Below are 21,793 nucleotides of genomic sequence, written 5' to 3' on the forward strand. Positions count from 1 at the left end.
CTTTCTCTCCCCATTTGCAAATCATTCACTGCCTTTTGTTATCATTTGCAGCGAATCAGCGATAAAGCTGATTAACTCACCAAACTCTGTCATCATCTCTTCCGTGATCATTCGTTCAAAGTAAACGTGCCACTCACACATTGTCTCTGTTTGATCAGACTCGATTCTTCTCCGTTCATAACGCCTCTCTTTTCCCCATATTTTTTCTAAAAGGCTCATATCCGCCGCTGTCAAATCCTGCTCTGTCCCGCTGTATAAAATATGCAGCGATACGCCCGGAATAGCACCGGGAAGAGGCAACAGTTCGCCCGCCAACTTTTCAAGATTTGCTTCAACGGTCAGTGACACCTTGAGTTGCTCGTTTTCTTTGAGCGAAAATGTGATCGCTGCTTCTCGACTAAGATTGGCAAGATCCATCTTATCCGTACGGTTATGAATGTGAAAAAGGCCGGCCAGATCCCGGTCATATATTTCGGCTTGTATCATGAATTTAATGTTATCAAAAGCAGTCGGATCAAACAAATCAACACCTTCTTTATTGTTGTTCAAACAAACACCCTATTCTTTCTCCATCATAAATAATGTAAAAAAGGTCAATGACTGTTTCAATTCAGCGGAAAAAGACTGTACCGCCGCTTCTGTCATGCCGCCTTTATAAACATATTCTTCTGCTATAGGCTGAAAGCCGTTTTCTCGTGCGAGCTTGACAAATTCCCAAGGCATCATTGTATTCATAATAACTGGCTGGCCGCTCAAACGACTATAGCTGTTTTCCCGCGGACCGGCTGTTGGGCCTAATATCGCTGCACAAAATTTCCCAGAAGGCTTCAGCACTCGTTTAATTTCTTTTAACACATGATAGGGATTCTCAGTCCACTCCAAAGAATTAATGGCCATTACAGCATCGAGTTCATCGTTTTGAAAAGGTAGATTGGCTAAATCACCTTGCTTAAAAGTTAGCCGCTCTGTCTCAAATTTTTGTGCAAATTCCACCATTTTATTGGACAAATCGATTCCAACTACTTCGTATCCTGCTTGGTTCAGCTTTTGACTGCCATAGCCATCTCCACAGCCTAGATCGGCCACCAGGCTGTTTTTCGGGACGTAATTGGCAAAGAAAGGACAGACTCCTTTACGGCTGCCATTTTCCCACATGTCGGCACTTTTAGCTTGCCACCCGCCTGCTCTCGCATTCCATTGGTTTTTTGCTTCTTTTTGCCACGATACATCCGCCATTTTCATCCCTCCTGCTTTCTTTCATTGTAAGGGAATAGAATAGCTTTCGGCAATATAAATGAAACCGCTCCTGAGGTCAGGGGCGGCTTCCTTTTCATTCGAACGTGAAGGATCACTTTATGAACTGATCAGCGGACTTCTTGAGAAATAACGCAACGACTCTTCTTTGATGCGGGTAAACAATTGGGGATTAACGAAAGGAATAAGCTCTTCAGCAATCCTCCAGGCATTTAACTCAATTTGAGCCAAAACTTCGACGCTTTTCGTTTCTTCCAGTCGGGCACTTAAGGAAGGCAGCTCCTGGTCTAATGCATGCCCAAGCTCATGGGCAAAAATAATCCATTCATATTCCTTCAACTGCTCCAGTGATCCAAGAAGCCTTTCACATTGAATGGCAATGTCTTGTTTAAAGAGGGTAATCGAATGGGTAGCGGGCGAATACTTCCCTCCTACACAACGAGCTCCTGGAAACTCTTTTTTTATTTCCAGCGTTAACGTCTGATCCATCTTCTTCATTAAAGAATAAAAATTTGGTTCCCCCTGCATTTCACTCTCAACTCACTCTGCTTTTTATCTTTATTATTTTCATTTTCGCCTTTTTATGCTTCTATGTAGGTTTGAAGGCTCATTAGTTTTTTAATAATAGATGAAAAGCATCAGTTTGTATATGGGTAGTAAGAACCATTAAAAAATTGTCCCGGCAATCAGCTGAAACTTTTGCGGGACAATTTTTTATTCTAACGTTTTTTTTGCAGAGAGTGAAGCATGTCAACTCTTTCCGGATCTTCATTAAAATAATCCACCAGATCAGCAATGCGGTCAATAGAATTCCAGCTTAAATGATGTTCAATACCTTCTACGTCTTCATAAATGTGTTCTTCTTTCACGCCGATGATCCGCAAAAACTCCTCAAGCAAATCATGTCTTTCTACAAGGCGTTTGCCAATTTTCTTTCCTTTAGCAGTTAAAACCAGCCCACGGTATCTCTCGTATACTAAGTACTCATCCTTGTCCAATTTTTGGACCATTTTTGTTACAGATGAGGGATGGACAGATAATGCTTCCGCAATATCAGACACACGGGCGTATCCTTTTTTATCTATAAGTATAAAAATTTGTTCTATGTAATCTTCCATGCTTGGTGTCGGCATCGGGACCCTCCTGAATATACTCATCCCTTTAAGTTTACTATAAGAGCGATTTGAGCACAAGCCACCGGGCTTTTCCTATTCATAGGGAACAATGAAATTTTTTGACTTTTTCCCCTTTCCCTTCCTTGACTAATTTTACTTTTTCCGGTATATTATACGTATTATAAACAGTTTTTTCTGTTTGTAATGAATATTTTGATTTGGGCACATATAGATAAGATGTGTTTCGAAGATTTAGGAGGATTCATTAATATGCAAAACGGTAAAGTAAAATGGTTTAACAATGAAAAAGGCTTTGGATTTATCGAAGTAGAAGGCGGAGACGATGTATTCGTTCACTTCACTGCAATCGAAGGCGACGGATACAAATCCTTAGAAGAAGGTCAAGAAGTTTCTTTTGAAATCGTAGAAGGAAACCGTGGACCTCAAGCAGCTAACGTTGTAAAACTATAATTGAACTCATAAAGCCGGCAAATCTTGCCGGCTTTTTATTTTTATTTAAGCAGCTGTTCTCCACATTTTCTCAGCTGTTCCCCTACTGTGCATTTAGTGATACAAAACTTATGGGCATATGCTTTCCCCTTTTCCTTTCGAAATGTCACCTTGAGCAGGCATCCATCGCAATATGTTTGTAGAATCTCCTCTACCTCTGCCATAAGCTGTTTTCTTTCCAAGTAAGTCACACCTTTCTATACAGCTTTTGCTTAAGAAATTACGGAATGGCTGCTGACGAAATTCCCCTGCAGTGCTTGGTTCGCCAGTTTGTCCGCTTCTTTATTTTGCCTTCTGTCTACCGGTTTGTAAAGCGGCGACAAATGAAGCGATTGCATCTTGTGGTCAATCCGATCAAGCCACTTATTTAATGTTTCATCAAAGCAAGGCCACTCCCCTGACAGCTGTTTCAAGACTACATGAGAATCCCCTGTAATTGTAACCGGTACTTGTTTGACGCCGATTTCTTCAAGCAGTTCAATGGCCTTATAAAGGGCTGCATATTCCGCTTCGTTATTGGACTCCAATTGGAGAAGCTTTTCATTTATCCGACAGCGCCAATCTTCTCCATTCTTTTTATAATAAACAGCAATTCCAATGCCGGCTATTTGGGTTTCTCTGTCAAAACCGCCGTCAAAATACACTTCTACTTCACCTGGTGCCTCATCAAGCTGCTTGTTTAGTTTAGTGAATTCCTTCACTGTCCATTCATTTAAGAGCTCATCAGTAACTGTAGCATTTTTCATTCTCCCTGTTTTATTTAAATCTTCAACAATGGGCAGCACCAGGTCTTTGCTTAGCCACTCTGATTCAAATTCTGTTTTCCTGCCTTTAAATTCATATTGCCACTTAATTTTCATTTTCATATTGATCCCCTCTTTCTTCTTGACCAATTTTCATGTTTTTGTATAATGTACGTTATGCTCAAACACAGGAATAAAGACAGACATTTTTCCGCTATTTCTTTCATATCACAGGAGGTTTTGTATGTTCAATGAATGGTTTGGCTTTATATTTATTATCATTAACTTTACTATATTTTTAGCCATGTATCGACTATTTGGGCGTACAGGATTGTTTACATGGGTTGGTGTCGCCACCATACTGGCTAATCTTCAAGTAGTGAAGACTATTGAAGTGTTCGGCTTAACCGCTACCCTCGGCAACACGATGTATGGGACCGCCTTTCTGGCCACGGATTTGCTCAATGAACGCTATGGGAAAGAAGACGCAAAAAAAGCAGTGTGGCTCGGCTTTTTTACGCTAGTCATGATGACAATGATCATGCAAATGGTTCTTCTTTTTAAGCCAGGACCATCAGATTTTGCTCAGGAGCCTATGAGTCAGTTGTTTAGTTTATTGCCCCGCATTGCTGTTGGAAGTCTTGCCGCCTATTTAGTGAGCCAATTTGCCGATGTATATATCTTTTCTTATTTAAAGAAAAAGTTTCCGACAGATTCACAATTTTGGATTCGTAACAACGGCAGCACGATGATCAGCCAGCTGCTGGATACTCTTGTTTTTACGAGCATCGCCTTTCTCGGTGCTTTCCCACTAGATGTTTGGGTACAGATTTTTCTTTCAACCTGTGCTTTAAAATGGATTATAGCGTTATTGGATACCCCATTTGGCTATATCGCTAAACGCTTTCCTAAATAATCATGAATCGATGGCTGAACGAAGCTCCATTTGTCAGTCATATTTTTTATGAGCGGAAACCAGGAACCAGTGGAACGTCCCTCCTTGGGCTCGAAGTCATAAGTCGACCTGGTTATGTGGCTGAACCACGCCACTCCACCATTTCGCCTTACGCTTGTCGCCCCAGGACAGGCGGCTTCGCTTTTCTTATTGCAAATTGTTTGTTTTTTCCGTAAAATTTATTGGTATGAAGCTAAACAAGGAGGGAATTCGATTGTTTGAAGTGTATACAGATGGAGCCAGCACTGGTTCTCCCGGCTGGGCGGGAGCGGGTGTTTTCATTAAAGAGGGCAGTCGTGTTGACCGCTATTCATTCCCTCTTGGTATAAGAGATACACATGAAGCGGAGTTTCTGGCCGTCATTCAAGCATTAAAGCTATTAAAAGAAAGACAGGCAGCGACCATTTCTTTGCGCAGCGATTCTCAGACAGTCGTTCAGGCAATTGAAAAAGAACATATACATAAAAAACTCTATCAGCCGCTGCTGCAAGAAATCCTTTCACTATCAAAAGAGTTTCCGCTCTTCTTCGTCAAGTGGATCCCTAGCAAAGAAAATCGCGCGGATGGCCTTGCCCGTGAGGCAGTCAGACAAAATAAAGGTGTCGAAAAGTCATGAGATGGGCGGCTGAACTTTCCTTATTGTTTGTGGCCCTCATTTGGGGAGTGACTTTCGTCATTGTTCAACAAGCGATCGATCTGTTACCGCCATTATTATTCAACGGTATTCGCTTTTTATGCGCTGCTCTCCTGCTTTTCCTGATAATCTTTCTTCGGAAGAAGATGGCCGGACTTACGATAAAAACATGGAAGCACGGCATTATACTCGGCATTTGTCTAGCCATCGGCTATGCTTTTCAAACGATCGGCCTTTTATATACAACAGTTTCTAAAACAGGCTTTATTACCGGCTTAAGCGTTGTGCTCGTGCCGCTTCTTTCTCTTATTCTTTTGAAAAAGAAGCCTGCACCAGGGGCGGCAATTGGTTCTGTTACCGCTGCGGGCGGTCTTTATTTGCTAACAGCTGGCGGAGCCGACGGCTGGAACACCGGTGACTTTTTTGTGTTAATCTGCGCCTTTGGGTTTGCCTTTCATATCATCTTCACCGACATATACACTCAGCTTTCTTCTGCATTATCCTTAACAGCTGTACAAATTACCACGGTTGCTGTTTTGTGTCTTTTAGGCGGATTTATACTGGAAGACTGGCAATCTGCTTTAACCGCTGCTAATTTGCTTAACTCTTCTGTTTGGAGTGCGCTGCTCATTACTGCTTTTCTAGCGACAGCTCTTGCATTTTTTGTTCAGACTGCAGCTCAGAAACATACAACACCGACAAGGGTCGTTCTCCTCCTGGCAATGGAGCCAGTGTTTGGCGCCTTAACCGCCTTTTTCTGGATTGATGAACGGCTCACTGCAGCGGGGTTAACTGGGTGTGCCTTTATTTTCATTGGCATGCTGCTCGCAGAGATCCCTGTCCAAAAATTACTTAGCTTAAGGTCTGCTGCCAATAAATCATAAAAAACGTCCGGAGAACCCGGACGTTTTTTATGATAGCAACCCATTAGAATAGGCAAAACTCAGAGCTGTCTGCCGATCTGCTATTCCTTTTTCCTTAAACCATTCTAATAAGGATAGAAAAAAGCTGCCGTCAAATTCCTTCTGTACTTTTAATGTAAGCTCTATGCCTGCTATGACCAATAGGTCTGAAGCATTGGTGGACCTCTTGCCAAAATAAATAAAAGCAATCATCTCGTCAGAAAACCGAAATCCTTTTTCCTCCAGCTTGAGCAAATAATCTGCCAGCGTCTGTTCTTTCTCCACTTAAGTTCCCACCTTGAATGTTATGCAAACGGATCAGCTGTCTCTGCATAGGCAGCTGCAGCTTTCATTTGTGCCACATGGCGGCTTACCACTTTTAATTCTAGTTCTTCCACTGCGACCTCTGCCCCTCTTTCAATTCCTGTCCAGTCTGCTTCTTTAATATCCCAAACTAGCGGGACATGGCAATCAATTTCCGCCAGCTGTCGGGACAGTTGGAGCATGTCCACTCCCTCTGTCATCTTCTTCTGTTGTGAAGGCGTGAGCTGTTCAATATTTGAAAGAATCCCCTCAATTGTGCCAAACTCCCGTACAAGCTTAAAGGCTGTTTTTTCGCCGATTCCCTTAACACCTGGATATCCATCACTCGGATCACCCATTAGCGCCTTCACGTCAATAAATTGCTTTGGAGTAATGGCAAATTGATCTGCAAAACTCTCAGCTGTATACGTTAAATAATTTCCAAAGCCTTTTTGCAAGAGCGTTACTTCAATATTGTGGTCAAGCAGTTGCAAAAGATCTTTATCTCCGCTTAAAATTGTCACCCGCCGTTCTTTGTGCTCTCGTTTGGCAATTGTGCCGATGCAATCATCAGCCTCGTAACCCCTTACGCCAATATTAGGTAGCAAAAAAGAGGCTGCTACTTCTTTGGCTAAGTCAAATTGCGGCTGGAGTTCAACAGGAGGTGCCTGCCGATTCGACTTATAATCGGAAAACAATTCATTTCTAAATGTTTGGCTCCCCATATCCCAGCATACAGCTGCATGGGTTGGTCTCATGTATTCAATCGCTGTAAGTACGTGCTTCATAAATCCCTGAACACCATTTGTTGGCATCCCCTTGGAATTCACCATAAATTGGCCGCTTACCGCTGTTGCAAAAAAAGCGCGAAACAGCAAAGCCATGCCATCTATGAGCAGCAAATGTTCTTGTTTATTCATTTTGTCACCTCTCTCTTATTTTATCATAAGTCGCTTGTCCATTGAAAAAAACAAACAAAAAACCGCTCTGTTGTGAGCAACAGAACGGCTGTTATATTTATTGCTTTTCCTTTTCTACCGGTAAATCCTCATAAGACGACCAATCGCTATAGCTTCCGGGATAGAGACGGACATCGCGGAAGCCCGCTTGCTTCAATGCAATAATGTTTGGAGTAGCCGATACACCTGATCCGCAATAAACAATAACCGGTTCATTTGGGTCTAATTGTTTAAATCGTTCTTTTTGTTCCTCTGGACTTTTCCAGCATGAACCGTCAAGGCCTTCTAAAAAGAAGTAATTTACAGCAGTAGGGATATGCCCTGGCACACGGTCAAGCGGCTCTACTTTCCCCGCATAACGTTCTGGTGCCCGCGAATCAATCAAAACAGCTCCTTCTTTTTCAAGCGCTGCTCTTTTTACATCTTCGATTGAGACAGCCCAGTCATGTTGCAGACTGATTGATAAACGTCCGCTTTTAGAGGCAGGTATTTCACTCGTCATAGGGAGACCCTGCTTTTTCCATTCCGAAAAACCACCATCAAGAATATATACATGCTGATGGCCGATATAAGACATCAGCCACCAAAATCGTCCAGCAAACATAGCATCGCCATTATCATAGGCAATGATGGTTGTTTCATTTGTGATTCCGTAAGATTCTGCTGTCTTTTGAAACTCATGCAGATCAGGAAGCGGATGGCGTCCGCCATGCGCTCCTTTCTTCCCTGATAACTGTCGATCAAGATGAGCATAAAAGGCACCGGGAATATGTGCTTCATTGTATTCTTTTTCACCAGCAGCAGGATCTGCCAAATGAAAACGACAGTCCACAATACAAATATTCGAATCATTTAAGTGCTCTGCTAGCCAGTCAATCGAGCGAATATACTTCACGTTCTCCTCTCCTTTTTACTCATCATTAGAGTTACTAATCTCGTCGAGTTTCCTGTTCAATAACTTAACAACCTGGTCTTTCGGATCCCAGCAATTAAATTGATAACGGGGTTTTGTTTCATACTGCAGCCGAGCACAATAATACCGCATGCCTTTTTCTGCTTTCACTGGCTGAAAGTGACGGCAAGTAGCACAAGCATGAAAATGGTTAACAATCGCTTTTTTACGGTCGCTCAAGTTCAACGAGTGTATGCTCCCATTCCTCAATATTTTCAGCTGCATTCAATACTTGCAGCCAAGCAGTGAATTGCTCTTCAACATCAGAAGCTGCTGTTTCCTTCATGATATCCATACCTTCCACCGCTTCTTCCAGCGCCCATTTGCTTAATTTTTCTTTTTCTGCTGCCAAATAGCTATCAGCAAGCTCTGACAAACGGTTATGAAGAGCTTCCTGCATCAGCTGCTTTTCATTTTTCTCAAAGAAAGACTTCGCATTTTTGAATAGAGACAAAGCATCGCCAAATGCTTCAGGCGCCATTTCCTGAAAAGCAGCAGGAAATTCAGGTGTTTCCTTTGACGGCCACTCCATCGCTGAAAATTGTAGTTGCGGCTGGATTGATTGGCAATGCAGCTTCAGCGCTTCATACTTCTCTGCGAGCAGCTTGTGAGCCTGCTTTTCAGAACGCAGGCTGGTTGCCCGCATCTCCTGGGCTAAATCATAGCCAACAGCCTCGAGCAGCTCTTTCATCGCCTCGCTTAGCGCCGGTTTAATCGGACGGCTGCCATTTAGGGATGCCGGATTAAACGACTCTTTAAAGAAATCAGAGAAGCGATAGAAGACACGCTGTTTTAAATAAAACACGAGTTCATCCATTTCCTGTATCATACGCTTTTTAATGACTTGAGCTGTTTCATTTTTTATATAGCTGCTAATTTCATTCAACTGGCTTTCGAGCTCTTCTTTTTTCTGCTCCCGGTTTTCACGGTTTTCTTTAGCTGTTGCGATTAACTGACGAAGCTGTTCCAATCCACGATTCCATTCGGCTTCTGCAGACTGGATCGCCATTTCTGCCAAGTCACCTTCCAGAAATTGCTGGAACTCTTGTTTGAACGGGCGCAAATTCGAATAAGGATGATCAAGTTCTCCCCGTTCAATTTCCTGGATCGCCTGCAGACTGGACACACCGTGGATGCGAGGAAAACGAATGCCATATTGAAGCAGCTGCTCTTTCACATAATTGATGACATCCTCTACTTCTTCATCGCTGCTCGCTAAGTCGATGGCATTTACAATAAAGAACATTTTATCAAGCTCAAAGGCGTCTTTTACACGCCCAAGCTGAATAAGAAATTCTCTGTCAGCTTTTGAGAAAGCATGGTTATAATACGTTACAAACAAAATGGCATCTGAGTTTTTAATATACTCAAAGGCTACCCCTGTATGGCGGGCATTGATAGAATCAGCCCCTGGGGTATCGACAAGGGTAACTCCTTGGCGCGTAAACTCACAATCATAGTATAAGTCAATAGACTCGACGAAGCAGCTTTGCTTTTCATTAGCGACAAATCCCTGGAAAGCAGGAAGGTCTACAGAAAGCGTTTGACCAAGGTGGTCTTTGTATTCTTTATATCCTTCATAGAAAGCGTTCAAGAAAGATAAGTGAATGTTTTCCCGACCTTCTCCCCCATTATTTTGTAACACCCCTGGGATAGCTTTATATGCGTCATCAAGCGACTGTACGGACTGATTGAAAAATTGTAGTGATTGCTGTAAATCAATCAACATCTGCTTTTCTGTTTTTAAATGAACAGCCGCTGTACGATGCCGATTTTTCTCATCCGGCGGGTGGATACGGTTAACAGCCGCTGTTGTTGGATTTGGTGAAACCGGCAATACTTTTTCACCGAGCATGGCATTAGCAAATGAAGATTTACCGGCACTGAACGCACCGAATAACGCAATCGTATATTTTCGTTGCTCTAGACGGTCAGCTTTTTGTTTGAGTCCATCGATAAAACGTTGGAATCCAGGTATACCAGCAAGCTGGCCGCTCATTTTCTTCAATCGTTCAGCTGTCTTTCCTACAGTAGCAGCCGGTTTTTCAACAGGCGCTGAAACATTTTCTTTTATCTCTGGTTTCTTTTCAGCAGGCGCCGCAGTAAGCTCAACTGCTAAATCTTCATTAAAAACAGTTACTTTATTCTGCTGCTCAGCCCATTGATGAACGAACGCTTCATATTGTGCAGGTAGGCTTAATGGCTCCTCTGCTAACAGGCGACGAATCGCCTTCTGTCTATTATCCACTGCTGCTTCTAAGCTGGCTAACTGCTGGATGGCTTCAAGCTTCTCATGCCAAGTAGACCATCTGGCTTGCAACTCCTGCCTCTCCGCTGCAAAACGCGTTTCCATACGAGCCGCTGCTTTTTCTTTTATTTCCTCGGTTAAGCTACGTGCATTTTTTTTCAACTGGCTGGCAAGATCGTCCGTATACGTAAGAACATAATCACCAGTAGCTCTTGCCCCCGGTTTGACCGTATTAGAAATGAGCTGTTCGTCCACTGATACAGCCAGCTCCTCTGCTTCAAGCTGCAATTCATCATCATTGAGCCCACTTGATTTAAGCCAGCTGCCTAATTGCTGGCGCAAATGCCATTCAAGCTGCGTTTCTGCTTTCTCCTTGAGATCGGAGAGAAAGCGTTCCAGTCTTCGTTGGCGTTCTTCTTCCGTTTTCTTTTTGCTGAACAGCATTCCCACTTTAAAACCAGGCTGTACGGCTTCTAAAAACTCTCTGGCTAACTCGCGTGTAGAAGCAGGCATTAAATATGCGTTTTGCAGTACTTTCTCCCGCTCTTCTTCCCATTGGCGAACAAGTGCTTTAGCATCACGACTATCAAGCTGCTCTTTGGCCTGCTGCTCTTTCTCAACGATCTCTGTTTCGTCCCACTGATCACCAAGCACATTTAAGAGCTGCTCCTTTTTTTCAGCCTGCGCTTCTTTCAGCCAGGCAAGATGTTCGCTGACAAGACGATTCATCATTGTTTCAGCTGATCGGAGGGCAAGCTTTTCCCTGTCAGTCATGCTTTCTTGAATCAGATCCTTCACTTCCTGAAAGTCATTGCCCGGCAGGGAACGTTCTCTTAAACTCGTAAAGAAAAATTTCTCCGGTTTTACTCCCCAAGCAGCAAAGGATGTGTATACGGATTGCTTAAACTCTTCGAACGAGAGCTCTTCTTCCCGGTGCTTATCAATCTGATTAATGATCAGGTAAAGCTTAACCCCATGTGCAAGCAGCTCTTTCGTATAAATAAAGTTCAGTTCTGACTGCACATGATTGTAATCCATTACGTAGAACACCATGTCTGCGAGGTGAAGGGCTGATTCTGTTGAAATGCGATGGGCATCATCGGTAGAGTCAACACCTGGCGTATCCATTACAGTGACTTCAGCCGGCAGATTAGATCCGCTATGACCGATTTCAATCGCTTCTACTTCCTCTCCATTTTTGCAAAATTCTTTCACTCTATCAAAGTTGTACGGCGCCTTAAAAAGCAACGGCTGTTTTTCCTTATAATAAACTTTGGCAAAGTCCTCGGGAGCATGGTGAATTTTCACGAGGTTAGCGCTTGTCGGGATAGGGCTTGACGGCAGCAAGTTCTCACCAGTCAACTCATTAATCATCGTTGACTTACCTGCTGAAAAGTGGCCGCAAAAAGCCACGATAAATTCTTCGTCATGCAGTTTTTTTAAAAATAATTTGGCTTTTCCGGCCCGCTCCTCATCCCCGGCCTGTTGAAAAATCTCAAAAAGACCGACGGTTTTAGAAATCACTTGGGGCATTGATTGCTGGATAGTTGCTACTGACATTCTGTTAAATCTCCTTATATTAAGTTTCTCAGCTATTTGCAAGTTTCTTTTATTGTAAACGATTTTCGTCAACTTTCCCATACGAAAAAAAAGAAGGCCTCGATAGCCTTCTTCTAGTTTATTATTTAATTTATAATCAATTGTGCGGTGCTTGTGGTTTGCCGACGTGGCCGACTACATATTTCATTACGCCTCCATATATCACAACTGTCGCCGTTACAAACATCCAAACCATGAAAAGCACCGTCCTTTTGATTAATATTTTTTCACAAGTTGAGAATAATTTTCATCTTCAATTACATCTTAGCATGGCCGATAATGATTTTCAATTATATTTTTATTTTTTTCTGTTTTTTAATTTTGTATACTCTCTATCGATTTCTATTTCGCTAATCAAAGTGCATGAAATCAGAGAAATTGCTTCTCATTCAGCGAGCCTTCTAGTGTGAATTTGCCCTTTAGTCGCTTCGCTTTCTCAGAAGTTGAATGACATCCTTGCATTCCCTCATACAAGGTCATGCGAGTGCATGACGGAAGGACTTTCACAACCTCCGTTCCAATTAATCATATAACATCCACACGGACCTTTATTGAAAAAAGCTGGCGCTAGATCCTATTATTTGACCAATACTCTCATCACCTGCAATGATTAAAAGGGCTGACTATACGTACGTTGGGATAACCGCTTTTACTTCTTGCTCAGTACTTTCCAACCACATTTCTACGAGCTTCATTCCGTCAATCAGCTCAATACTTATCCCCTCCGCGTATTCTTTGGCGGCCTTGGTAAAAGAACCGATATTGATTACATATCCCCCTTTGGCTCCTTGCTTGATCATGTTGGAATGGAGTATGGCAATGGCTTCATATCCTATATCCTCCTTGCAACATTTAACTTGCCCTAAAAATAATCCTTCCTTGATCGTGTGTTCAAAGTCAACCCCAAAATCTCCGTTTGGGGGAGATACCCAGGTCGTGCCCCTCTTGTTTTTTCGATTGCCTCCGCCACAAATAACTCAAAAGCTAACGGATCTTCCCTAATGAAAGCAGCTGAATAGTTTTCAGGCTGATCTTTATGTTCTTTTTTAAATCTTAAATAAAGACCCATTGCCAGCGTTTGTTTGATCTGTTTACTCATGTCCATTTGATGGGCAATCAGGGCTGTTTGATAAGTATTTTTCTTTTTGTTATGTGAAAATGAAGAAATGCAACGATTAAAATTAGGCCCGCTATTACTTCAATAAGCAACAAACATAATCCCTCCTTAGGTCATAGTTGTCGGCATTATGTTCAATAAATATTCACTAATCATGATTTAAAAACAAGGCTCTGTTATACTTGAATGTTGATTTTAACTGCAGGCGGACGCTTTCCGCAGGCGGTCCGTGAGTCTCCTCGTTGTATGCACTCCTGCGGGGTCTCGCCAGGAAGCTCTTTTGCCGCTGGAGCCACCGCCTTCCGTTGCGATCAACGGTGGAAAAACAACATTTATCTTTAACAGATCCAAAAACAAAAAGACAAAAAATGAGTACCCATTAAGGTACTCAAGTAGAAATCTCTGTAGCATTCTCTTTGTTACATTCATTCGCTCTTTCACTTATGCTTATCCGACCATGACAAGCTTATGGCTGTTTCGTGTAACAGCGTGCTGAAAAGGCTCTTTCTATTGAGTGATCGTTATGGCCTGACATCAGAGACAATCAACTGTTGTTTCTTATTATTCTCACTGTAAGCAGCAGTTACTTTATCCCATCCGCCACCATGTCGATACTTTTTCAGTCCTGATATATAACTGATTTTGAAATTCTTATTCCTTGATCACCCATGACATTCGAAATTCTTACGAATCTACCTTTCTGCATTCTATACACCGCTGCTTGATCAGTTAAAAAACGCCCCTTCCATTACTTTACTAAAAAGTAATGGAAGGGGCGTTACGATGTTTTAAACCCTTGGTGATGAAAAAGAATCTTGCTGAATGTACACGATATTATGAAACTTTCGATTCTGCCAGTTTAACAACCTTTTTGTTCTTGCTGCCAAGTTCGTTAAATAAGATATTCAAGAAAATGGCAGTCAGACTGCCGGCAACGATACCATTGCTCGTTAAAATTTGGACACTGGATGGCAGGCCGGCAAATAATCCCGGCACCACCGTTACTCCAAGCCCCATACCGACTGAGCAAGCAATGATTAATAAGTTTTCCTGAGAAGACATATCTGCCCGGCTCAGCATTTTAACTCCTTGGGCAACAACCATCCCAAACATGGCTACCATCGCTCCCCCTAGAACAGCGGAAGGAATAATCGTTGTAAAGGCACCAATTTTTGGCACCAAGCCAAGAATAACTAAGAAACCAGCTGTATAATAAATAATCGTTTTAGATTTCACACCGGATAACTGCATGAGACCGACGTTTTGTGAAAATGCTGTGTAAGGAAAAGCATTAAAAATAGCGCCGAGTGTATAAGCAAGACCTTCTGCACGATACCCTTTTGCTATATCTTTTTCTGATATTTCCTTGTCGCAAATATCAGAAACGGCAAAGTAAACACCTGTTGATTCTACCATGCTCACCACTGCCACAAGAATCATCGTAATAACCGATGCCCATTCGAAGGTTGGCCATTCGAAGTAAAATGGATGCACCATATGAACAACCGCCGCATCTTTTACAGGTGAAAAATCTACCTTTCCCATAAAAGCAGCGATCACTGTGCCCGCAAGCAACCCAATAAGCACTGCAATAGAACGGACAAAGCCTTTAAAAAAGCGGAATAAAGCAATAATAATAAATAAAGTAGCAAATGCTAGAATAATATTAGATGCAGAGCCAAAATCCTTGCTTCCCTGTCCACCCGCCATATTGTTCATTGCCACTGGAATAAGTGTAAGTCCAATAATGGTTACCACTGATCCTGTGACGACCGGCGGAAAAAAGCGGACGAGACGGCTGAAAAAAGAAGAGATTAACAAGACAAATATCCCTGACGCTAATACTGCTCCGTAAATCGCTGAAAGCCCATGTTTCTCACCAATCTCTACCATCGGACCGACAGCTGTAAATGTACATCCTAAAACGACCGGCAAACCAATTCCTACAAAGCGGCCTTTCCATACTTGTAGGAAAGTCGCCACTCCACACATGAAAATATCAATAGAAACTAAGTATGTGAGTTGTTCAGCTGTCATCCCCATCGAATTTCCGACAATCAACGGGATAATCACAGCGCCGGCATACATTGCTAACACATGCTGAAAGCCTAATGAAGCTGATTTTAAAACGGAAGGTTTCATACGAGTGCTCCTTCTGCAAAGGTCACTTTGCCATTTTCAAGCGACTGTACTCTGGCAAGGGACTCCACCCTTACATTCTTTTCACGGAGCAGGTTGCCGCCGTCTTGGAAAGCTTTTTCAATGACTATGCCAATGCCTGCAACAGTAGCGCCGGCTTGTTCAGCGATTTCTAATAAGCCTAAAGCGGCTTGTCCATTAGCAAGAAAATCATCAATAATTAATAGATGATCCTCATTCGTTATAAAGGACTTTGAGACAGCAATCGGATTTGTTTCTTGCTTTGTAAAGGAATAGACGTCTGCTGTATAGAGGTCCTGTGTTAACGTAAGGGATTTACGCTTTCTCGCAAAAACAACTGGTACATCGAGCACAAGACCAGCCATGACACTTGGCGCAATCCCGCTTGATTCGATCGTCAAAATCTTTGTGATCTTTTCACCAGAAAAGCGACGAACAAACTCTTCACCAATCTCCTTCATTAACTTAGGGTCAATTTGATGATTTAAAAAGGAATCCACCTTTAATACTTGATCTGAAAGTACTCTGCCTTCTCTTACAATCTTTTCTTGCAAACTCTTCACTTTGTATCCTCCTCAACTTTTTCGATCATTTGGACAGAAAAAACCCCAAAGATCATGTCATTCCTCAATTATTGAGTGAAGCAATGCCCTTTGGGGTTTGAGAAGACAGCAAGAAAGACTGCCCTTCCACTGCTCACTCATAGTCAAATGATTTACGGTCATCCGGTAGAAACTTGCAGGCCATATTCCTGCGATTATATGAGCGAATGTTGCATTTAATTGTATTCTAATTATATCAGCATAAAAAAGAATTTCAATGCTATTTACGAACATTTTTGATTTTTTCTTCTCTATTATTCGCAACTTTCAAACAAAATAGCAAACAACAACGAATTAGCTCCCATAATTATCCTTATTTTTTGATTGGATGATTTAGGGCTTGTCCCGGATGGAACGGAAAGTCATCATCCGGCTCTTCCTCTCTCTTTGCCCATTTAGAAATAAGAAGGAAAAGAGCAATGCCATAAGAGGCTAGCTGGATTCCTTTTAACATCCCTCCGGCTAGCTGTTGATCTTGAAGAGCTGTTAAATTAGGTAACAGCTGTTGGCCTTGCGTATATACAGTATAGAAAGGACTATCAGCAACCAGCAAAAAAATTCCGATCGGCAGCAACAGCAAAGAAGCGACAAACACATACATCACCCGTATAGATTCAGATAGACGGTTAATCTCGGGCAAAGGCGAAATTATGGTCCACCACATTAAAAAAGCAGCTCCTAGCATAACCACCTGAGTGATTCCTAAAAGAATCGCATGTTTTTGTAAAAAATTAAAAATTGCCGGAGCCAGATAAGCAGACAGCAGCAAATTAAATAATAAGGCCGTTACCCATGGATGAGTAAACACCTTTAACGCAAATCTCATCCGATAAGACCAGAAGAAAGACCGCAACCATTCTTTCGGCAGGCCTAAAACAAAAAGCGGCGGCACGACAAATAACATAACCATTATTTCGACAACATGGGCACTGAATAAGTCCTCTGCCGCAATGGCAGCAAACGGACTGCCCACAAAGAGATAAAACAAAATCAAGGCTGAATAAAAATAAAATCGCTGCATCCGTTTAAAGGTATATTTGCTAGAAGAAGCTAACCTTGCATACAGAAAAGACAACAATCCTAAGACAACAAGGTAGCCGACTCCCCATAGCTGAAACCAATTAGCATCAGAAACAACTTTTCCGATCACTTGATTGTCCTCCCATTATAAAAAATAATGAAAACAAGCTAACTTATCTATATTTCCTCTATCTTAACAAAGATTCACATCTTTTCCAGACCTTCTCCTGAAATGCTTCCGTCATGCTGCTCGCTTATTTAATCATTTTTTCTTGGCGGACGTTTCCCCCAATATTGATAATAATCCGTTCGGATAAATCCATTGAACAGCTTCCGCTTTTTTGTCGCCTTCTTACCATAAAATTCCTCAAATCCTTCATGCGACGTTAACATATACACTGACCACGTATCATAACTAGCGAACGCTTGACCCATTTCCCGGTACATTGCTTCTACTTCCGGCCGGTCTCCGAGACGCTCACCATAAGGGGGATTTCCAACGATCACTCCGTACTCTTTTGATGAGGAGAAATCTTTTACATTCATTTGCTTAAATTGGATCAAATCGGCAAGTCCTGCTTCAAACGCATTTTTTTGAGCCACTTCCACCATTCGGTGATCAATATCTGAGCCTCTAATATCAAGTGGCTGATCGTAGTTTGCTACATCCTCGGCCTCAATTCTGGCATTCTCCCACACATCGTCGCCCATCCAATGCCAGTCTTCAGAAATAAATTCCCGGTTAAAGCCCGGAGCGATATTCTGGCCAATTAAAGCCGCCTCTATCGGAATGGTTCCTGAGCCGCAAAACGGATCGACAAACGGCCGATCAGGCTGCCAGTTCGTTAACTGAATCAGAGCAGCTGCTAGCGTTTCCTTTAATGGGGCACCTCCCTGGGCAATTCGGTATCCCCTTTTATGCAGGCCAGCTCCACTCGTATCAATCGTTAATGTTGCTTTATCTTTTAACAAAGATACTTCGATTTTGAACAAAGGCCCTGTCTCCTGCAGCCATGTTTGGATTTTATACTTACTTCTCAACCGTTCAACGATTGCTTTTTTGACAATGGCTTGGCAATCAGAAACACTGAATAAAGTCGATTTCACAGACTTCCCCTGTACCGGAAACTCTGCTTCTTTTGGTAAATATTGTTCCCACGGCAAAGCCTTCGTTGCTTCAAACAGCTGGTCAAACGTAGTTGCTTTGAATTCACCAACAATAATTTTCAAGCGGTCTGCCGTTCGCAGCCACATATTACAGCGGGCAATAGCTGATTCGTCTCCTTGGAAAATTACTTTTCCATTCTCTGTCCGGCACTCATAGCCAAGATTTTTCACTTCGTTTGCTACAACTGATTCCAGACCCATTGCCGCTGTAGCCATTAATGTATAGGTTGACATCTAATCACCTGCACTTATAGAGTTATGTATTGATTGCAAGAAAATATCCATATAGAACAAAAGCTCTCCATAAAGGAGAGCTTGTGAAATTATATCCCATAATAACGTTCTGTAAGCCATGTTCTGTACCATCGTACTGCAAGCGATCAGGGATGATCTTGTACTCCGGCGGTAATCATCTATCTGCGGACGTTCTAAAACATCCGCCCCTCTTATCGTTCATTTCCTTAAAGAGAGTGCCCCTACCTAAATTTGGGTTGCTCACTCGCGGGGTTTACCTCGTTCCACCTTTATAATTTCTTATAAAGCTACGTCACTGTGGCACTTTCAAGGTAATCATGCCATATCCGAAGACTTAGGCATTTTCCCTGCCGTCAATCCAGCCTGAGCCGAACTGCCCTAGCTTACTTTTTCGCTAGGCACGAACACTACGGGCATCTCAGCACCGTGTGAGCATGGACTTTCCTCTGCAGCGGAAAGGCTGCAGCGATTACCCGAACGCTATTATTGTCACCTGCACTATTATATAGGAAAATAACAATTAATGCAAGAGTCCTTTTGAATTAAGCATTATCTTATTCGTTATACAACTTATCCCCAAATACGTGCCGTTCCAAATTCGATAATCGCTTCAAAATATCAAAGTTTGTAGAGCCGGCAGCTGGCTGCGGAGTTGGAGCTGGCTGTGAGCGGCGCATCGTTGTTTCACTTTGCTTTTTCAAGCGGAGATTTTCCTGTTGAAGTTCTTCAATTGCCTGATGAAACGCTTCATAATCCTTAATGATTAAATCTAGAAACTGATCTACTTCATCTGGATTATATCCTCTCATAGAGGTTTTAAAATCTTTTTCCAAAATATCCTTTGCTGTCAGTTTCACTTTATTAGATAACATTCCCGTCATCACCTCAATATATTCCAAACCATGTTTCATTTATTTTTTCAAAAACGGACTGATTTGTCAATCTATTCAGCTGCTATTCCCAGTCTGTTTCCTTCAGCTGTTCCTCTTCTGCAACGAATTGCAAATCATAAAATGTCACTTGGCGAACATCCAATGGGTGATCCTGTTGAAAAGAACGAGCCATATCCCATAAATATTGCGGTGAACCTGGATGTTCTTCATCATAGACCGCTAACAAACCATCAGCTTTTCGCAAAAACAGCTGGTTCTTATTTCGAAATTGGGCAGGGCTTTTATAAGGCTCTTTAGAAACAGAATCCACAAAATCCGCTCTTGCTAGGATCATTTCATAATAGATTTTGTTGTTCTCATTCCAGTTTTCGTTTTGTTGCAAAAAAGGGGTCAGTACAGCAAGCTTAACAGCAGGAAATTCCTCTTTCAATTCAAACAGCACTTCTGCCGCCCAGCATTCAACACCGAGTTGACCGCTGATCAACAGCCAATCCATCCCTTCATCAAGTAGCCGACGCAGTTCGTTTTCGAGTGCTTTTTTTATGAAGAGAACTGCTGGATCATCCTGTTTGAAAATACCGAGCTCATAAGGCTTATACCCAGCTACTGTCCACACAGACATTGGAAAACCTCCTTTAGCATAACAAAAAAGCAAGGAGCTTCCTTGCTTTTTTATCTACTTAGAAGCCAAACGGCCGACGAGGGTGTCCCCCACAAAGTAATTGTTGATTGCACACATCTTGAGCAAAGGATTGAGTATGCGGATAATAGTGTTGATGTTGATACATTGATGAGTAATGTTGGCCGTATGTGTTGGATGAATAAGCGGCACAATAAATTGCTCAAACGTGCGACTTTTACAATGGATCGGCGGATGAATGACCGCCGGCAATACCGCAGGTCGGTTACAATACATTTACATAAAGTTAGAAAAGCTGTCTTTCATGTTCGTCATAAAGAAAGCAGTTAAGCCGACAACAACAAAAAATAACACAAATAAAGCGCGATACACGTTCATTCCACCCCATAAATATTTTCTCTTAGCTTTTCGTACCATTCTACATTTTACAGTCTTTTGTTGTAAGAAACAATAAACAACACGAAATAATTTTGACGAAAAAGATAAAAGACTGTCGCTTTTGTAAAATAAAAACGAAGAAAAAAATACCTACCTATTGATTTTTTGCTGAAGCCGTTTTTTTCTTTTGGCTAAATCTTCCGTCAATCGTGCTCTCGCACCGTCATGAAGAGCGTCAGCTGCTTCCGCATGATGCAATGATTGAGAAGGATTTCTTTTTTTGTGTTCATAGTATTTACTTAGCTCAATATGCGCTTCGATTCTTTCAGATAGCGTCCCTTTGCTGCACACTTTTTCCCAAAGGTCTACCGCCTGTAGCCATTTCTTCTCTTTTTTAAAATGAAAAGCTAGTGCATGGCTGGCGGAGATTTGCACTTCTTTATGCTGCTCATCAACCAATTGCTGGTATGTTCCTGCTGACAATTCTTTCTCACCGACCGCTGACAGCCACTTGGCGACTTCTAGTTTTTCCCGACTTGTCTGGCTCTCTTCTGCCTGTAAGATCTGCAGACTAATGTGGGTATAGAGAGTGATGAGTGTTAGAATATCCTTTTCGTTATGCTCCATTACCTTTAATATACCCTCTGGATGTTTCCTTTCTACAAAATCAAAATAAATCATTGGAGCTAAATAGCCGGGAACATCTTCTGTGCGGCAAATGTCCAACTTCTCTCTTTCAACGTTCACAAGTTTAACGGACTCCATCGAATGCTTCCACAACCTTCTAGAAGCATGGTATAAGTCAAAGTGACCAAAGCTCGGCAGTTTTGGCACATGCTCCCGGACGAGTGTATGACGGGTTTTTACTTGTGGCCAGTCAAATGACTTGCCGTTATACGTGACCAGGGTAGTATAATCCACTCTTTCCAAAAAGCTTGAATATAACGCCACCTCATTTCCCGGGGCAGGCAAAAAATGCTGACGCACAATCACTTCCTCTTCCTGTATTCTCGCATAGCCGAGCAAAAAAATCGTATTCCCGGTTCCGCCCCCTAGACCAGTCGTTTCCGTGTCGAAAAAAAACAAATCAGAAGCGGATAGGTCTTTGGCAGACAAGGGATGCGTCCCTTCCCATTCATTCCATTTAGCGATCATTTTTTTTGCATCGGAAAATGAATGTTTGCCATGTTGGAAAGAGAGCGGATAGCGCGCTTCGCGAATGAGACACCACTGATCACCAAGAACATAAGGCTTTACACCGGCTTTTTCCCACTCCTCCTTGTAAGGCAAATCCATTTGTTGAACATCCTTCTTTTCTATAGGCTTTTCCATCTCTTCTCTAACAATATGACGCTTCATCCGCTGAAGCTTTCCCGATAATCCCATT

The 21,793-nt window shown here is 42.2% G+C and carries 23 protein-coding genes, 1 other RNA gene, 1 pseudogene and 1 riboswitch; of the genes and pseudogenes, 4 read left to right on the forward strand and 21 right to left on the reverse strand.

The genetic code is table 11. From position 1 onward, the window contains the following. Positions 1–21: 21 nt before the first annotated feature. The 4 genes from CJ483_RS04985 to mntR form a co-directional block, all read right to left on the reverse strand. Positions 22–549: a hypothetical protein gene (locus CJ483_RS04985; RefSeq protein WP_120032466.1), complete on the reverse strand. Its 528-nt coding sequence runs from the start codon at positions 547–549 to the stop codon at positions 22–24. Between the two features lie 9 nt (positions 550–558). After that, on the reverse strand, positions 559–1,236 hold the full coding sequence (locus CJ483_RS04990) for a class I SAM-dependent methyltransferase (RefSeq protein WP_120032468.1): 678 nt from the start codon (positions 1,234–1,236) through the stop codon (positions 559–561). 117 nt (positions 1,237–1,353) lie between these two features. Beyond that, a complete protein-coding gene (locus CJ483_RS04995) occupies positions 1,354–1,782 on the reverse strand; it encodes a hypothetical protein (RefSeq protein ID WP_182916969.1) in 429 nt (142 codons plus the stop codon). Between the two features lie 191 nt (positions 1,783–1,973). Further along, a complete protein-coding gene (gene mntR / locus CJ483_RS05000) occupies positions 1,974–2,387 on the reverse strand; it encodes a transcriptional regulator MntR (RefSeq protein WP_120032472.1) in 414 nt (137 codons plus the stop codon). 252 nt (positions 2,388–2,639) lie between these two features. Here mntR and cspD point away from each other — a divergent pair, with 252 nt between their 5' ends. Next, on the forward strand, positions 2,640–2,840 hold the full coding sequence (gene cspD, locus CJ483_RS05005; RefSeq protein ID WP_041096853.1) for a cold-shock protein CspD: 201 nt from the start codon (positions 2,640–2,642) through the stop codon (positions 2,838–2,840). A 41-nt stretch (positions 2,841–2,881) separates the two neighbouring features. On the opposite strand, the gene CJ483_RS05010 is transcribed toward cspD, so the two are convergent. Next, entirely contained in the window at positions 2,882–3,070 is a 189-nt protein-coding gene (locus tag CJ483_RS05010; RefSeq protein ID WP_406909049.1) for a zinc-finger domain-containing protein, read from the reverse strand. A gap of 21 nt (positions 3,071–3,091) precedes the next feature. Then, positions 3,092–3,745: a reverse transcriptase-like protein gene (locus CJ483_RS05015; protein ID WP_120032474.1), complete on the reverse strand. Its 654-nt coding sequence runs from the start codon at positions 3,743–3,745 to the stop codon at positions 3,092–3,094. Positions 3,746–3,866: 121 nt separating this feature from the next. Between CJ483_RS05015 and CJ483_RS05020 the strand changes: the two genes are divergently transcribed. From CJ483_RS05020 to CJ483_RS05030, 3 genes are all read left to right on the forward strand, one after another. Next, positions 3,867–4,538, forward strand: a complete 672-nt coding sequence (locus CJ483_RS05020; protein WP_120032476.1) for a queuosine precursor transporter — start codon at positions 3,867–3,869, stop codon at positions 4,536–4,538. Between the two features lie 262 nt (positions 4,539–4,800). After that, complete coding sequence (locus CJ483_RS05025) at positions 4,801–5,193, forward strand: reverse transcriptase-like protein (protein ID WP_340856380.1); 393 nt, start codon at positions 4,801–4,803, stop codon at positions 5,191–5,193. Continuing rightward, entirely contained in the window at positions 5,190–6,095 is a 906-nt protein-coding gene (locus tag CJ483_RS05030) for a DMT family transporter (RefSeq protein WP_120032480.1), read from the forward strand. The genes CJ483_RS05025 and CJ483_RS05030 overlap by 4 nt, the downstream gene beginning before the upstream one ends. A 27-nt stretch (positions 6,096–6,122) precedes the next feature. Here the strand turns inward: CJ483_RS05030 and CJ483_RS05035 are convergent, their stop codons facing one another. The 15 genes and pseudogenes from CJ483_RS05035 to CJ483_RS05105 form a co-directional block, all read right to left on the reverse strand. Then, positions 6,123–6,398, reverse strand: a complete 276-nt coding sequence (locus CJ483_RS05035; RefSeq protein ID WP_120032482.1) for a DUF6123 family protein — start codon at positions 6,396–6,398, stop codon at positions 6,123–6,125. A gap of 20 nt (positions 6,399–6,418) precedes the next feature. Then, positions 6,419–7,336: a 5'-3' exonuclease gene (locus CJ483_RS05040; protein WP_120032484.1), complete on the reverse strand. Its 918-nt coding sequence runs from the start codon at positions 7,334–7,336 to the stop codon at positions 6,419–6,421. 97 nt (positions 7,337–7,433) lie between these two features. Beyond that, positions 7,434–8,270, reverse strand: a complete 837-nt coding sequence (locus CJ483_RS05045) for a sulfurtransferase (protein ID WP_120032486.1) — start codon at positions 8,268–8,270, stop codon at positions 7,434–7,436. Positions 8,271–8,285: 15 nt separating this feature from the next. After that, positions 8,286–8,513, reverse strand: coding sequence for a hypothetical protein (locus tag CJ483_RS05050; protein WP_340853512.1), 228 nt, complete (start codon positions 8,511–8,513; stop codon positions 8,286–8,288). Then, positions 8,494–12,135, reverse strand: coding sequence for a dynamin family protein (locus CJ483_RS05055; RefSeq protein ID WP_120032488.1), 3,642 nt, complete (start codon positions 12,133–12,135; stop codon positions 8,494–8,496). Before CJ483_RS05055 ends, CJ483_RS05050 begins: the two co-directional genes overlap by 20 nt. Before the next feature lie 662 nt (positions 12,136–12,797). After that, on the reverse strand, positions 12,798–13,148 hold the full coding sequence (locus tag CJ483_RS24985; protein ID WP_342754526.1) for a restriction endonuclease: 351 nt from the start codon (positions 13,146–13,148) through the stop codon (positions 12,798–12,800). A gap of 977 nt (positions 13,149–14,125) precedes the next feature. Further along, positions 14,126–15,433 (reverse strand): nucleobase:cation symporter-2 family protein, encoded by a 1,308-nt coding sequence (locus CJ483_RS05065; RefSeq protein WP_120032491.1) that lies wholly within the window; start codon positions 15,431–15,433, stop codon positions 14,126–14,128. After that, complete coding sequence (locus tag CJ483_RS05070) at positions 15,430–16,014, reverse strand: xanthine phosphoribosyltransferase (RefSeq protein ID WP_120032493.1); 585 nt, start codon at positions 16,012–16,014, stop codon at positions 15,430–15,432. The genes CJ483_RS05065 and CJ483_RS05070 overlap by 4 nt, the downstream gene beginning before the upstream one ends. Before the next feature lie 120 nt (positions 16,015–16,134). Then, positions 16,135–16,236, reverse strand: a riboswitch (purine riboswitch). Between the two features lie 130 nt (positions 16,237–16,366). Continuing rightward, positions 16,367–17,203 carry a cytochrome c oxidase assembly protein gene (locus CJ483_RS05075; RefSeq protein WP_120032495.1) on the reverse strand — a complete coding sequence of 279 codons (837 nt, stop codon included), beginning with the start codon at positions 17,201–17,203 and terminating at the stop codon, positions 16,367–16,369. Between the two features lie 128 nt (positions 17,204–17,331). After that, positions 17,332–18,474, reverse strand: a complete 1,143-nt coding sequence (locus CJ483_RS05080) for a THUMP domain-containing class I SAM-dependent RNA methyltransferase (protein WP_120032497.1) — start codon at positions 18,472–18,474, stop codon at positions 17,332–17,334. Positions 18,475–18,581: 107 nt separating this feature from the next. Further along, an RNA gene (gene rnpB / locus CJ483_RS05085) (RNase P RNA component class B) lies at positions 18,582–18,976 on the reverse strand. A gap of 73 nt (positions 18,977–19,049) precedes the next feature. Next, complete coding sequence (gene gpsB, locus CJ483_RS05090) at positions 19,050–19,367, reverse strand: cell division regulator GpsB (RefSeq protein WP_120032499.1); 318 nt, start codon at positions 19,365–19,367, stop codon at positions 19,050–19,052. 82 nt (positions 19,368–19,449) lie between these two features. Next, entirely contained in the window at positions 19,450–20,010 is a 561-nt protein-coding gene (locus CJ483_RS05095) for an SLOG family protein (protein WP_120032501.1), read from the reverse strand. 58 nt (positions 20,011–20,068) lie between these two features. Continuing rightward, positions 20,069–20,304 (reverse strand): annotated as a pseudogene (locus CJ483_RS25690) (CotD family spore coat protein). A gap of 252 nt (positions 20,305–20,556) precedes the next feature. Next, positions 20,557–21,792 carry a ribonuclease H-like domain-containing protein gene (locus tag CJ483_RS05105; RefSeq protein ID WP_120032503.1) on the reverse strand — a complete coding sequence of 412 codons (1,236 nt, stop codon included), beginning with the start codon at positions 21,790–21,792 and terminating at the stop codon, positions 20,557–20,559. Position 21,793: the final 1 nt, after the last annotated feature.

The organism is Bacillus sp. PK3_68 (genome assembly GCF_003600835.1).
GTDB lineage: Bacteria > Bacillota > Bacilli > Bacillales > Domibacillaceae > Pseudobacillus.

What these genes read in the sequence shown, in the direction of transcription:
- cspD (WP_041096853.1), top strand. Translation starts at nt 2,640, where the DNA reads ATGCAAAACGGTAAAGTAAAATGGTTTAACAATGAAAAAGGCTTTGGA.
- CJ483_RS05055 (WP_120032488.1), bottom strand. Translation starts at nt 12,135, where the DNA reads ATGTCAGTAGCAACTATCCAGCAATCAATGCCCCAAGTGATTTCTAAA.
- CJ483_RS05095 (WP_120032501.1), bottom strand. Translation starts at nt 20,010, where the DNA reads ATGTCTGTGTGGACAGTAGCTGGGTATAAGCCTTATGAGCTCGGTATT.
- CJ483_RS05030 (WP_120032480.1), top strand. Translation starts at nt 5,190, where the DNA reads ATGAGATGGGCGGCTGAACTTTCCTTATTGTTTGTGGCCCTCATTTGG.
- CJ483_RS05080 (WP_120032497.1), bottom strand. Translation starts at nt 18,474, where the DNA reads ATGTCAACCTATACATTAATGGCTACAGCGGCAATGGGTCTGGAATCA.
- gpsB (WP_120032499.1), bottom strand. Translation starts at nt 19,367, where the DNA reads ATGTTATCTAATAAAGTGAAACTGACAGCAAAGGATATTTTGGAAAAA.
- CJ483_RS04990 (WP_120032468.1), bottom strand. Translation starts at nt 1,236, where the DNA reads ATGGCGGATGTATCGTGGCAAAAAGAAGCAAAAAACCAATGGAATGCG.
- CJ483_RS05040 (WP_120032484.1), bottom strand. Translation starts at nt 7,336, where the DNA reads ATGAATAAACAAGAACATTTGCTGCTCATAGATGGCATGGCTTTGCTG.
- mntR (WP_120032472.1), bottom strand. Translation starts at nt 2,387, where the DNA reads ATGCCGACACCAAGCATGGAAGATTACATAGAACAAATTTTTATACTT.
- CJ483_RS05020 (WP_120032476.1), top strand. Translation starts at nt 3,867, where the DNA reads ATGTTCAATGAATGGTTTGGCTTTATATTTATTATCATTAACTTTACT.
- CJ483_RS05065 (WP_120032491.1), bottom strand. Translation starts at nt 15,433, where the DNA reads ATGAAACCTTCCGTTTTAAAATCAGCTTCATTAGGCTTTCAGCATGTG.
- CJ483_RS04995 (WP_182916969.1), bottom strand. Translation starts at nt 1,782, where the DNA reads ATGCAGGGGGAACCAAATTTTTATTCTTTAATGAAGAAGATGGATCAG.
- CJ483_RS05015 (WP_120032474.1), bottom strand. Translation starts at nt 3,745, where the DNA reads ATGAAAATGAAAATTAAGTGGCAATATGAATTTAAAGGCAGGAAAACA.
- CJ483_RS05105 (WP_120032503.1), bottom strand. Translation starts at nt 21,792, where the DNA reads ATGGGATTATCGGGAAAGCTTCAGCGGATGAAGCGTCATATTGTTAGA.